A 12741-nucleotide genomic window follows, 5' to 3' on the forward strand; every position below is an offset into this window, starting at 1 on the left:
GGCGCTTCAGCCCTTCGATGAGGACCGGTACCACATCGCGATCCGCGATCGCTCCTACGATTCCACACATGCGGGCTGTTCCATTCCATTCAATCAGACGTGATCGCAGCGCATTCGAAAGCGCTGCGGTTTCTTTGTTCCATGGCCACAAACGCCGAGCCGTGGCCGCGGCACCGCGCGACCACCTGCGTCAGGCAATGCGCCCCGTCAGGCGATTTCCGCCAGGACGCGCTTGAGCCCGGCCTGCCATGTTGGCAGCGTCACGCCGAAATCCCGCTCCAGCTTGTCCACGTCCAGGTGCGAATACGCCGGGCGCTTGGCCGGGGTGGGGTAGTCGGCAGTGGTGATCGCCTCCACCGTCGGCGCGCGCGCCAGGATTCCCGCCGCCACCGCCTCGGCGAAGATCGCCTCGGCAAAGCCATGCCAGCTGGTTTCGCCGCGCGCGGTCAGGTGCCACGTCCCCGACAGGCCACCGTCATGCTGCAACGCCTGCACGGTGACGTCGGCGATCAACGCCGCCGGCGTGGGCGTGCCGACCTGGTCGGCCACCACGCGCAGCACATCACGCTCGGCGCCCACGCGCAGCATCGTGCGCATGAAGTTGGCGCTGTGCGAGGCATACACCCACGCGGTGCGGAAGATCAGGTGGCGGCCACCGGCCGCCTGCACGGCCTGCTCACCGGCCAGCTTGCTGGCGCCATACACGCCCAAGGGCGCGGTGGCATCGTCTTCGCGGTAAGGACGGGTGCCCTGGCCGTCGAACACGTAATCGGTGGAGTAATGCACCAACGGCACGCCGGCCGCCGCGCACCAGCGCGCGATCACGCCCGGCGCTTCGGCGTTGGCACGCCATGCCGCATCGCGCTCGTCTTCGGCACGATCCACCGCCGTGTAGGCGGCGGCGTTGACCACCACCGCCGGACGCACGCGGTCCAGCAGCGCGGTCAGGCTGTCGGGATCATTGAAATCCGCCGTTTCGCAGGCGCTGCCATCGGGCAGCGTGCCGCTGCGGGTGGTCGCGATGATCATCCCCAGCGGTGCCAGCGCGCGCCGCAGTTCCTGGCCCAGCTGGCCATTGCCACCAAACAGCAGCACGGTCACGGCTGGTAGACCGGCAGTCGGTCTTCGGCGATGTCCTTCAGGAACGGCGCCGCCTCGTCCTTGGCCGAGAGCGTGGGGGCACTGATCGGCCAGTCCACCGCAATGTCGGCATCATTCCAGCGTATTCCCGAGTCGTGTTCCTTCATGTACACATCGGTGCACAGGTAGGAGAAGAGTGCACGATCGGAGAGTACGGCAAACCCGTGTGCAAAGCCTTCGGGAATCCAGAACTGCCGCTTGTTTTCGGCACTGAGGATGACCGCCTCCCAGCGCCCGAACGTGGGCGAGCCGCGGCGGATGTCCACGGCCACGTCGAACACCTCGCCCTCGAGCACGGTGACGAGCTTGCCTTGAGGGTGGGGCCATTGGTAGTGGAGGCCCCGCAGCACCCCTTTGGCGGAGCTCGATACGTTGCTCTGCACGAAGGCACTGGGCAACCCGAGTTCACTGAAACGCGCCTTGTTCCATGTTTCGAAGAAAAAACCGCGGTCATCGCCAAACACGGCCGGCTCGATCACCTTGCATCCAGGCAGGGTGGTATCGATGACCTTCACGGAACAATGCCCCGTTTTGCCAGCGTGTGCAGGTACTGGCCGTAGCCATTCTTGATCAACGGGGCGGCCAGCGCTTCCAACTGTTCGGCACTGATCCAGCCCTGGCCGAACGCGATTTCTTCCGGGCAGCAGACCTGCAGGCCCTGACGGGTCTGGATGGTCTCGATGAAATTGGACGCTTCCAGCAGCGACTGGTGCGTGCCGGTATCCAGCCACGCATAACCGCGGCCCAGCGCTTCCAGGTGCAGGTTGCCCTCGCGCAGGTAACGCTGGTTGAGATCGGTGATCTCCAGCTCGCCGCGCGGCGAAGGCTTAAGCTCGGCCGCATGGTGGCTGGCATTGCCGTCGTAGAAATACAGCCCGGTCACCGCGTAGTTGGAGCGCGGGTTGGCCGGCTTCTCGACCAGGTCGATCACCTTGCCGGCCTTGTCGAACTCGGCCACGCCGTAGCGCTCCGGATCATTGACCCAGTAGCCGAACACGGTGGCGCCGGTGTCACGCTGGTCGGCGTTGCGCAGCACTTCGCGCAGGCCATGGCCGTGGAAGATGTTGTCGCCCAGCACCAGGCAGCTCGGCTTGCCGCCGATGAAATCCTTGCCGATCAGGTAGGCCTGCGCCAGCCCGTCCGGGCTCGGCTGCACGGCGTACTCGATGTTCATGCCCCACTGCGAGCCATCGCCCAGCAGGCTCTGGAACAGCGCCTGCTCGTGCGGCGTATTGATGATCAGCACGTCTCGGATCCCGGCCAGCATCAGCACGCTGAGCGGGTAATAGATCATCGGCTTGTCGTACACCGGCAGCAGCTGCTTGCTGACGCCCTTGGTGATCGGGTACAGGCGCGTGCCCGAACCGCCCGCCAGGATGATGCCCTTGCGTTGGGTCATACGTAGTTCCTCTGTCTGGTGATCACCGCCCTCAGGCGGTGGTGCCGATACGCTGCAGGCGGTAGCTGCCATCCAGCACGCCGTTGACCCAGGCCTGGTTGTCCAGGTACCAGTCCACGGTGAAGCCGATGCCCTGCTCGAAGGTGTACTTCGGTTCCCAGCCCAGCTGGTCCTTCAGCTTGGAGGCGTCGATCGCGTAGCGGCGGTCATGCCCGGGGCGGTCGGTGACGTAGGTGATCTGGCTGCTGCGCGGCTGGCCGTCCTCGCGCGGGCGGCGGGCGTCGAGCAGCGCGCAGATGGCGTGCACCACCTCGATGTTCTGCTTTTCCGAGTTGCCGCCCACGTTGTAAGTCTCGCCCACCTGGCCCTTGGCCAGCACGGTGCGGATCGCTTCGCAGTGGTCGCTCACAAAGAGCCAGTCGCGCACCTGCTTGCCATCGCCATAGACCGGCAGCGGCTCGCCGGCCAGGGCCTTGGCGATCACCAGCGGAATGAGCTTCTCCGGGAAGTGGTACGGGCCGTAGTTGTTGGAGCAGTTGGTGGTCAGCACCGGCAGCCCGTAGGTGTGGTGGAACGCGCGCACCAGGTGGTCCGAGGCGGCCTTGGAGGCCGAATACGGCGAATTGGGCGCAAACGGCGTGGTTTCGGTGAACTTGCCGGTCTCGCCCAGGGTGCCGTAGACCTCGTCGGTGGACACGTGCAGGAAGCGGAAGGCCGCGCCCTTGTCGGCGGGCAGCGCCTTCCAGTAGTCGCGCACGCTTTCCAGCAGGGCCAGGGTGCCCACCACGTTGGTCTGGATGAAGGCGCCCGGGCCGTCGATGGAGCGGTCCACGTGGCTCTCGGCGGCGAAGTTCAGCACCGCATCGGGCTGGTGCTCGGCCAGCAGGCGCGCCACCAGCGAGTGGTCGCCGATATCCCCGTGTACGAACACGTGGTCCGGGTTGCCATCCAGCGGGGCCAGGGTCTTCAGGTTGCCGGCGTAGGTCAGTGCATCAAGGTTGACCACCTTGACGCCCTTGGCGACCGCTTCGAGGACAAAGTTTCCGCCGATGAATCCGGCTCCGCCGGTGACAAGCCATGTGGGCACTACCCGTTCTCCTGTTCGCTTTGGATGCTGGGGCCGCATTTTGACGACCCGACTCAGCGCAACAGGATACATCGCGGCCGTCTTCACGACTGCCTGCTGCACGTGAACGGGCGCAAGGAAACGCCCATTTTGTGCGGCACTGCAACAAAACCATACGCATTCGCATGGTGCCCCGGAGCCAGTTAGAATCGCGGTCCCACCCCCGAACCGGTTGCTGGTCCCAGCACCGGACGTTCCCCAGTTACAAGGATCGAGCACCAGATGAAAATCCTCGTCGCGTACAAGCGCGTGGTGGACTACAACGTCCGCATTCAGGTCAAGCCGGACGGTTCCGGCGTGGTCACCGATGGCGTCAAGCTGTCCCCCAATCCGTTCGATGAGATCGCCCTGGAAGAAGCGCTGCGCCTGCGCGACAAGGGCATCGCCACGGAAGTGGTGGTCGCCACCATCGCCCCGGCCGATGCCCAGGCGCACCTGCGCAACGGCCTGGCCATGGGCGCCAACCGTGCCATCCACGTGGTCACCGACCAGGCCATCCAGCCGCTGACCGCCGCGCGCACCCTGCTCAAGCTGGTCGAGAAGGAACAGCCGGACCTGGTCATCCTGGGCAAGCAGGCCATCGACGACGATGCCAACCAGACCGGCCAGATGCTGGCCACGATCTGGGGCCGCCCGCAGGCCACCTTCGCCAGCAAGCTGGAGATCGACGGCGGCAAGGCCACGGTCACCCGTGAGGTGGACGCCGGCCTGGAAACGCTGGAAGTGGACCTGCCGGCCGTGGTCACCACCGACCTGCGCCTGAACGAGCCGCGCTTCATCAAGCTGCCGGACATCATGAAGGCCAAGGCCAAGCCGCTGGAAACCCTGCAGCTGGCCGACCTCGGCGTGGACGCCGCCGATACCTTCAAGACCACCCAGTACGCCGCGCCGGTCAAGCGCAGCAAAGGCGTGATGGTCAAGGACGCGGCCGAACTGGTCGCCGCACTCAAGCAGAAGGGGTTGCTGTAATGGCCAATATCCTCGTTGTCGCCGAACACCATGACGGCAAGCTCAACGCCGCCACCGCCAAGACCGTCAGCGCCGCCGCCGCCATCAGCGGTGCCAGCATCGACGTGCTGGTGCTGGCCGCAGACCCCGCTGCCGTGGCCGCCGAGGCGGCGCAGCTGGCCGGCGTGGCCAAGGTGCTGACCGTGGCCAACCCGGCCAATGCCCAGGCCCTGGCCCAGGTGCTGGCCCCGCAGATCGCGCAGCTGGCCAAGGGCTACACCCACGTGTTCGGCCCCTCCACCACCTTCGGCAAGGACCTGATGCCGTGCGTGGCCGCCCTGCTGGGCGTCAACCAGGTCTCGGACCTGATGACCGTCGAAGGCAGCCACAGCTTCAAGCGCCCGATCTACGCGGGCAACGCCATCATCACCGTCGAGGTGCCGGCCGACCAGATCGTGGTCGCCACGGTGCGCGCGGCCTCCTGGCCGGAAGCGGCCAAGGGTGGCAGCGCCACGGTGGAAGCGGCCAGCGTCGATGCCGCCCTGCCCGCCCACACCCGCTTCGTCGGCCTGGCCGCCGGTGCCACCGACCGCCCGGACCTGCAGAGCGCCAAGCGCGTGGTCTCCGGCGGCCGCGGCGTGGGCTCGGAAGAGAACTTCAAGGTGATCTTCCAGCTGGCCGACAAGCTCGGTGCCGCGGTGGGTGCCTCGCGTGCCGCCGTGGACGCCGGCTACGTGCCGAGCGACCTGCAGGTGGGCCAGACCGGCAAGATCATCTCCCCGGAGCTGTACGTGGCCGTGGGCATCAGCGGCGCGATCCAGCACCTGACCGGGATCAAGGACGCCGGCACGATCGTGGCGATCAACAAGGACCCGGACTCGCCGATCTTCGAGATCGCCGATATCGGGTTGGTGGGGGATCTGTTCACGCTGCTGCCGGAGCTTGAAGCGGCGCTCTGACGCGATACCGTTGAGGTCCAGTGGGACGAAGGCCAGGCGGTAGCGACCGCCTGGCCTTCTTTTTGCCTGTCAGAGACAGACCACGGCATCGCCGGAGGGGAGAACCGCCGTGAATCCCGCTGCCGGCCAGGTCGGGATGGTGTCGCACACTGCGATGTGCTCCGGCGTCGGCTCCACGGTGGACAGCTCGTGGCCCGTGGTCATCCGCAGAATGCCCTGCTGCGCACCGGTCAGGGCGAAGGCCGTCATGTTGAGGTCCATGTACGCCGTCGGCAGGGGGGCCGGGTGTGCCCAACGCATGTTGCGGTTGACGATCGCAATCCGGGCATGGTCATTGAACTCGGGATGCTGGTTGAGCGAGTGGTAGATCTCCGCCGCGAGCACCTTGTCATAGCCATTGAGCAGCATCTGGTCGCTGTGGATGCGATGGCCGATCGCGCTGGCCCCCAGTACCGCCAGGCCCACGGGGATGGCGATCGCCCATTGCTGCCAGCGCTGCCGCAGCAGGTAGAACAGCCAGTAGGCGCCCATGCCCCAGATGACGACGATGCCGCCCAGCACGCGCGGGACAGGCCACCAGGCGCTGCCGACGGCGATCACGCCGATACCGGCCACGGGGATCAACGCAGCAAGCAGCAGGCACAGCAGTGCCTGGCGCGGCCGCCGGATGGCAACCCACACCACGAAGCACAGCCAGCCCAGCGCCGCCGCGCTCCACATCAGCGCAGAGGCCACGGGCGCGTCCTGGACGATGTACGGCCGCTTCCAGAGGAAGTCGGAGAGCTTGACCAGTTCGTCAAACCGCGAACCGATCATGCTCAGGGGCAACAACTGGCTCCGGCTGGTTTCGCTCAGCCCGAAACCCGCGATGACCAGCTTGTAGGCCACCATGTACGCCACCAGTCCAACCAACGTCATCAGCAGCGGGGCTGCCAGCCCACGGTAGCGTTGCCAGTCCAGGACCGGCCCCTCTCGGCGCTTCACCAACAACTGGATCGCGCCGAACAGCAGCATCAGGGCGATGTAGTTGAGCAGGAGCTGGTACATCGACAGCGCGAGGACGAGCAGGATCGCGCCCACCCACCACCGCCGCGGCTGGCGCGCCACCAGGAAGGTGGCGCCAATACCCATTGCGGTAGCGAGCTGCGCGGTGAACGATGCCTCGGAGAACGACAAGATTTCGGCCGAGTACGGATGCAGCGTGATCAGCAGGCTGGTCAACACGAGCCCGGACCGTGAGACCTGGACGTCACGGTCGAAGGCGGTGAACACCAGCGGCACGCTCGCCGCAAAGCAGATCAAGCCAACGCCCTGCAACAGCGTGCCGAACGTCAGGGCGTTGAACCCCAGCGACTCACCTGCCACGAAAACCATGTACTGGCCGAAGCGCCCCTGCCCGAACAGCTGGGACATGGTGGGGAAGCCGCGCACATAGAAGTACGAATCGATCGACAGGCCATGCTGGACCACGAAGGGAAGCCGGGCAAGCACGGTTATCACCGTCACCGCAATGCAGACCTGGGCCAGGCGCGTGATCGGATCGGTGGTCCTGACCGACGTCAGGGATTGGAAAGTATTCATCTATATCCTGGATTACGTTGAATCTGACCCGTCCAAAGACGGGGTTAAATACACACAAGTACGCCGCCAGACGCACGTACAGTCGCGAATCCGGGGCTCGGCCACGCGGGCAGGGCGTTGCAGGCCTCGGTATCGGCCGGTAGCGCGGGAACTATATTCAGGACGCGTCCGTTGGACAGCTGCAATACGCCCTTGACGGCGCGCTTGTCTGCGAACGCGGTCAGATTCAGATCCATCCAGGCGGTGGCCAGCGGTAGTACATGCGACCAGCTCAAGCGATGATTGACCACCACGACGGGGGTCTGGTCGGTAAAGCCGTCGACATGGGTGAGCTCGGCATAGACACGCTGCGCCAGCAGGCGATCAAGGGCGTTCAACTGCAGCTGGTCGCTGTGCACGCGGTGGCCTACGGCGATGAAGCCCAGCAGCAGCGCGCTGCCAGCCACACCGGTCAGCACGCGTCCCAGGCGCCCATTGGCCAGCCAGGCCAGCCAGTAGATCCCCATTGCCCATGCAGCGACCACCCCGCCGAGAATGCGGGGCGCCGGCCACCAGACCGCACCTACCGCCACCACGCCGATGGCAGCGACCGGCACCAGCAGCATCGCCACCACCGGCAACGCGGCGTCCGTGCGCGGCCGCAGGAGCAGGCGGATCAGGAGCAGCATCCAACCGGCGAGGGCCATCGCCCACAGGAGCAGTTTTGCGGCCGGACCGTAGGTGACCAGGAGCGGCCGCTGCCACAGGAATCCGCCCAGGGCCAGTACTTCCTGGAAGCGTGCGCCCACCTTGCCCAACGGCAGGAAGCCGGCGCGCCCCACTTCCTGGATGCCCAGCGACATGACCACCGCCTTGTGCACCACCAGGTACACCACCAGTGCAGCGGCCATGACCATGACCGCGTTGAGCAGGGGCCGGTACTCCGGCCAGGCATCGCGCCGGACATGGCCAACCCGCAGGTAGGTCTGCAGGAAGCCGAACAGCACCATCAGGCCAACGAAATTGACCAGCAGTTGGTACATCGACAGCCCGGCCACCAGCATCACGCCAGACAACCACCACCAGCGCGGCCGCCGTGCCAGCAGGAACACCGCGACAGTGCCCAGTGCGGTGGCCAGCAGCGCGGTGAAGGATGCTTCGGAGAATGTCAGGATTTCTGCCGAGTAAGGATGCAGCGTGACCACCAGCGCCGCCAGGCACAGGGGCAGCAACCGGTTCTGCTGCGGCGTGGAAAATGCCGCGAACATCAGCGGCACCGCGAGGCCGAACACGGCCAGCCCGACGCCCTGCAGCAGGGTGGCAAAGCTCAGGGGATCCACGGCCAGGGCTTCGAGCAGGCGGAACACCAGGAACTGGCCGAACCGCCCCTGCCCGGCCAACTGCGCCAGGGTCGGCCAGCCGTCCAGGTAGGCGTAGGAATCGGTGGACATGCCCGGGGCCAGCACGAACGGCAGGCGAGCGAACAGCGTAATCGCGGCCACCGCCATGCACGCCACCAAGAGCCGACGATTGCCACCGGCGGGCGTGAATGCGGCGCGCAACCGGGTCACGCCTGGCAAAGCAGCCATTTTCTTGTTCTCTTCATCATGTCTGGATAACGACTTCAATAACTATCGGGATTGTGTGGAGAAAGCACCCAGACCAGGTGCTTATCAATGATCAGCCATTGCGGAACCTCGGCACGCCGGTCGATCTCGGCCTGCACTTTCGCGCACAGTTCGCCTTCGCATTGCCGGCTGTATATCTCAAATTCCTTGTAGAGATAGTTCCGCATGGCCCTGTTGCTGTGCACCCAGCCCATTGATCGGTTTGCGTGAACATCGCCGAAGAGGACCACGTCCGTGACCTTTCCGGTGTTGGCCGCCTGCACGCGCATCATTTCCAGGGCGGTCTGCTGCAAGGCGGGATAGGCGTACTGCGTGCCGCCAAAGGTGGACATCCACCCCGACACCCCCGTGACGGCCAGCGGCAGCGCAAGCAGGAACCCCAGTGCGATGGTCCTTCGCTCATGAACCAGGAAGATCACGGGAATGCAGAGCAGCAACCACAGCCATACCGTGGAACGCAACGGCATGGAAAGGCCGGACACCACCGAAAGCGAGGCATCGATACCCAGCAGCAGGCCGCCGAACAGGAGCAGGGCCGCGCACTGCTGCGCCCGGATGCGGTAACGGAAACACAGCACGAACGCGGCCGCCCCACCCAGCAGCGCGGGCCAGAGGTACTTCACCTGGTCGAACCAGGTCAGGTACCGCTCGATGTTGCCCAGCAGGGTTCCCCCGTGCATCAGCGGCGTCGCTTCCCGCCATGCGGCCGGCTTGATCGAGAAGGTGTCGTGGAAGATGTAGTTCAGGGAAAACACCAGCAGGACCGCGCAGGCGAAGCTGGCCACATACACGAAGGCCCCCAGCAGCACGCTCCGGCGGGTGCCGGTGCAGCGCGTGGCATACATCAACAGGAACAGGGGGCCGAACGAGGGGTAGAAGAGAAAGCCGGCGACCACGGCCACTGCCATGACCAGCCGGCGGGGTCCATCGGACTGCACCTTCAGCATCGCCAGGCAGCCCAGGATGGTTACCGCGACACCGGTCACCTGGGTCACCGGCCACTGCATGGTCTCCGCCGTCATCGGCGAGAGGAAAAGCAGCATGGCGCCGAACACCCCCGCCGTCGCCGAGACCACGCGGGAGATCAGGACGCACATGACGGAGAACGCGACCAGATACAGGATGAAGGCCGCGCGGATACTCAGGAAATGGCTGAACTGGGCCCAGATGACGTTGCCCCAGCGACCTTCCGAGCCAGCCTTGCTCAACGGGGTCTCGAAGCCCTGATCGAACCCGGACAGCAGCCAATCGAATTCATCGTGTGCGATGAACGGGGCGGTGAGCTGGCCGATCCCATACATGCCCAGCAAGATCAGGACGATGTACCCGAGGTAGTTGCGGTCCAGGCGATCCAGCGCGTTCCCGCAATAGCGTCCAAGTCGATCCAATTTCGCACCTCGTCCGTTCGTCAGCGTGGCCCTGATCTGGCCATCGACCGGGGTCCAGGGCACAGCTGGTGCGCCACTGCCCCACCGTGCACGGCTTCAGGTTCGGGCATATACTACCCGACTGAGTGATTTTTCCTCCAGATTGAGACCGCCATGGCGACCCACATAGCGACTGACGACTCGGTGGAGCTGATCGACCTTTCCATCGTGGTCCCGGCCTATCGAAGCGAAAAGACGCTCGCTGCCCTGGTCGATGCCATCGACGCGGCCATTGGCGGGCGCTACTCGCTGGAGCTGATCCTGGTCAACGACCGCAGCCCCGATGGCTCGTGGCAGGTGGCCAGCACGCTGGCCCGCACCCACTCCTGGGTCCGGGCATTGAACCTTCGAAAGAACGTCGGCCAGCACATGGCCATTTTCGCCGGCCTGCGCGAATGCCGCGGCCGGGTCATCGTCACCATGGACGACGACCTCCAGCACGCGCCCTCGGACATCCCCGCCCTGGTGGACGCCCTGGATGACGGCCACGACGTCTGCTACGGCACCTTCGTCGGGCGCAAGCATGCGGCCTGGAAGATCCTTGGCAGCCGCTTCAACGACCGCGTGGCCACCTGGCTGCTTGAAAAGCCCAAGGGACTCTATCTCTCCCCGTTCAAGGCGATGAAGCGCGGAGTGCGCGATGAAGTGGTGATGTTCCGGGGTCCGGCGATCTACCTGGACGGCCTGATCCTGGCGGCGACCTCGCGCATCACCACGCGCGTGGTGGGCCACCACGCGCGCGAGGACGGCACCTCTGGCTACAGCCTCAAGAAGTCCATCTCGCTGTGGCTCAAGATGGCGACCAGCTTCTCGGTTGCCCCGTTGCGGATGGCGTCACTTACCGGCATGGCCATCTCGGGGGCGGGCTTCATCTTCGCGGCGGTCATCGTGATCCACAAACTGCTGGATCCCGGCGTCGCGGTCGGCTGGTCCTCGCTGATTGTCGCCATCCTGATCATGGGCGGCGTACAGCTGCTTGCGCTGGGAGCCATTGGCGAGTACGTCGGCCGCATCCTGCTCAACTTCACGACCCCCACCCAGTATTCGATCGCCGAGCGCGTGGACTCGACGGCGGACACCCTGCCGTGAATCCGGCAGACATGAAGTCGCTGGCCGGCAAGCTGATCCGCTTCGGCGCGGTCGGCGGCACCAGCACCCTGTTGTTTGCCTTGCTCACGTGGCTGCTGGTGGACAAAGCCGGCATGCATCCGGTGCTGGCCACCGTCGTGGCCTACCTGCTGTTGCTGGCACCCAACTTCCTCGCCCACAAGTACTTCACCTTCGGATCCAAGGGCGAAGTGGCGCGGGAGTCGGGCAAATTCCTGGTGGTCCACGGGCTCAACATCGGCCTGTCGGCCGGCGGCATGGCGGTGATCTCCCACGCGCAGCTGGACTACCGCTGGGGCATCCTGTTCTCGGCCATCGCCGTGCCCGTCATCGTCTTCATCGTGATGAACTTCTGGGTGTTCCGCATCGCGCCCGAGCGCTGATACCCCAACCGCGCGACAGCGCGGCCAGGGCAATCTCATTCTGCCGCGGACACGCACGCCTGTTGCCAACGCCAGGCATCGGCACAGATTTCCTCCAGCGTTTTCTCGGCTTGCCAACCCAGAACGGTGTTGGCCAGCGTCGGGTCTGCCCAGCACTCGCCGATGTCACCGGCGCGGCGGCCTTGCACCACATACGGGATCGGCTTGCCGACGACGGCCGAAAACGTCTCGATCAGTTCCAGCACCGAATAGCCGCGCCCGGTGCCCAGGTTCAGCGTCAATGCGCGCGCCTCGCCGGCCGACAACAGGGTCAGTGCCGCGACGTGGGCCTTGGCCAGGTCCACCACATGGATGTAATCACGTACGCCGGTACCGTCAGGCGTGGCGTAATCATCGCCAAATACCCGGATGTGGTCGCGCAGGCCCAGGGCGGTCTGGGTAATGTACGGCGCCAGGTTGTTGGGCACGCCACGCGGCAGTTCACCAATGAGACCGCTGGGATGCGCCCCTACCGGATTGAAGTAACGCAGGATGGCGGCACTGAGCACGGCCCCGGGCACGGATGCACAGTCCCGGATCATCCATTCGCCCACCAGCTTGGTGCGGCCGTAGGGGTTTCCCGGATCGACACGCGCGCCTTCGGCCACCGGGCATGCCTCCGGCTGGCCGTATACCGTGGCCGAGGAGCTGAACACGATCTGCCGGCACTCCACCTCGCGCATCACCTCCAGCAGCGTGGCGGTGCCCGTCACGTTGACATCGTAATAGCTGGCCGGCTGCTGCGTGCTTTCCGATACCGATTTCAACGCAGCGAAATGGATGACCGCATCGGGCCTGAAGCGATGCATGCTCGAGCGCATCGCCTCGCGGTCGCGGATATCCAGCTCATCCAGCGAGAGTGACTGGCCGGTAAGACGCTCGATGCGTTCGACAATCCAGCGCTCGCTGTTGCAGAAATTCTCCACCACGTGCACGTCATGACCGGCAGCGACCAGCTCCACGACCGTATGCGACCCGACAAAGCCTGCGCCGCCGGTAACCAGAACTCTCATTGGGCTTGCTCT

The 12741-nt window shown here is 65.4% G+C and carries 12 protein-coding genes; 4 read left to right on the top strand and 8 right to left on the bottom strand.

The window, feature by feature from the left end; all coding sequences use genetic code 11:
• Positions 1 to 207: 207 nt before the first annotated feature.
• The 4 genes from rfbD to rfbB are packed head-to-tail and all read right to left on the bottom strand — an operon-like array spanning position 208 to position 3626.
• Positions 208 to 1101: a dTDP-4-dehydrorhamnose reductase gene (rfbD, locus tag RSA25_RS03930; protein ID WP_332807609.1), complete on the bottom strand. Its 894-nt coding sequence runs from the start codon at positions 1099 to 1101 to the stop codon at positions 208 to 210.
• Positions 1098 to 1655 (bottom strand): dTDP-4-dehydrorhamnose 3,5-epimerase, encoded by a 558-nt coding sequence (rfbC, locus tag RSA25_RS03935; protein WP_332807610.1) that lies wholly within the window; start codon positions 1653 to 1655, stop codon positions 1098 to 1100. Before rfbC ends, rfbD begins: the two co-directional genes overlap by 4 nt.
• A complete protein-coding gene (gene rfbA, locus RSA25_RS03940) occupies positions 1652 to 2539 on the bottom strand; it encodes a glucose-1-phosphate thymidylyltransferase RfbA (protein WP_332807611.1) in 888 nt (295 codons plus the stop codon). Before rfbA ends, rfbC begins: the two co-directional genes overlap by 4 nt.
• Positions 2540 to 2570: 31 nt before the next feature.
• Positions 2571 to 3626, bottom strand: a complete 1056-nt coding sequence (rfbB, locus tag RSA25_RS03945) for a dTDP-glucose 4,6-dehydratase (protein ID WP_332807612.1) — start codon at positions 3624 to 3626, stop codon at positions 2571 to 2573.
• 261 nt (positions 3627 to 3887) lie between these two features.
• Between rfbB and RSA25_RS03950 the strand changes: the two genes are divergently transcribed.
• Together RSA25_RS03950 and RSA25_RS03955 are read left to right on the top strand one after the other, a co-directional pair.
• A complete protein-coding gene (locus RSA25_RS03950) occupies positions 3888 to 4634 on the top strand; it encodes an electron transfer flavoprotein subunit beta/FixA family protein (protein WP_332807613.1) in 747 nt (248 codons plus the stop codon).
• Positions 4634 to 5572, top strand: a complete 939-nt coding sequence (locus RSA25_RS03955; protein WP_332807614.1) for an electron transfer flavoprotein subunit alpha/FixB family protein — start codon at positions 4634 to 4636, stop codon at positions 5570 to 5572. Before RSA25_RS03950 ends, RSA25_RS03955 begins: the two co-directional genes overlap by 1 nt.
• 69 nt (positions 5573 to 5641) lie before the next feature.
• On the opposite strand, the gene RSA25_RS03960 is transcribed toward RSA25_RS03955, so the two are convergent.
• The 3 genes from RSA25_RS03960 to RSA25_RS03970 are packed head-to-tail and all read right to left on the bottom strand — an operon-like array spanning position 5642 to position 10211.
• Positions 5642 to 7153, bottom strand: a complete 1512-nt coding sequence (locus RSA25_RS03960) for a glucosyltransferase domain-containing protein (RefSeq protein WP_332807615.1) — start codon at positions 7151 to 7153, stop codon at positions 5642 to 5644.
• 44 nt (positions 7154 to 7197) lie between these two features.
• The gene (locus RSA25_RS03965) at positions 7198 to 8760 is read right to left on the bottom strand and encodes a glucosyltransferase domain-containing protein (protein ID WP_332807616.1); all 1563 of its coding nucleotides are present in this window, start codon (positions 8758 to 8760) and stop codon (positions 7198 to 7200) included.
• Positions 8757 to 10211 carry a hypothetical protein gene (locus tag RSA25_RS03970; RefSeq protein WP_332807617.1) on the bottom strand — a complete coding sequence of 485 codons (1455 nt, stop codon included), beginning with the start codon at positions 10209 to 10211 and terminating at the stop codon, positions 8757 to 8759. The genes RSA25_RS03965 and RSA25_RS03970 overlap by 4 nt, the downstream gene beginning before the upstream one ends.
• A 90-nt stretch (positions 10212 to 10301) precedes the next feature.
• On the opposite strand from RSA25_RS03970, the gene RSA25_RS03975 reads away from it, so the two are divergent.
• Both RSA25_RS03975 and RSA25_RS03980 read left to right on the top strand, forming a co-directional pair.
• Positions 10302 to 11276, top strand: coding sequence for a glycosyltransferase family 2 protein (locus tag RSA25_RS03975; RefSeq protein ID WP_332807618.1), 975 nt, complete (start codon positions 10302 to 10304; stop codon positions 11274 to 11276).
• Positions 11273 to 11677 (top strand): GtrA family protein, encoded by a 405-nt coding sequence (locus tag RSA25_RS03980; RefSeq protein WP_332807619.1) that lies wholly within the window; start codon positions 11273 to 11275, stop codon positions 11675 to 11677. The genes RSA25_RS03975 and RSA25_RS03980 overlap by 4 nt, the downstream gene beginning before the upstream one ends.
• 35 nt (positions 11678 to 11712) lie before the next feature.
• Here the strand turns inward: RSA25_RS03980 and galE are convergent, their stop codons facing one another.
• A complete protein-coding gene (gene galE, locus RSA25_RS03985; RefSeq protein ID WP_332807653.1) occupies positions 11713 to 12729 on the bottom strand; it encodes a UDP-glucose 4-epimerase GalE in 1017 nt (338 codons plus the stop codon).
• Positions 12730 to 12741 lie beyond the last annotated feature (12 nt).

Origin of the sequence: Stenotrophomonas sp., from assembly GCF_036662295.1 — a bacterium.
In the GTDB taxonomy this organism is placed as follows: Bacteria; Pseudomonadota; Gammaproteobacteria; order Xanthomonadales; family Xanthomonadaceae; genus Stenotrophomonas.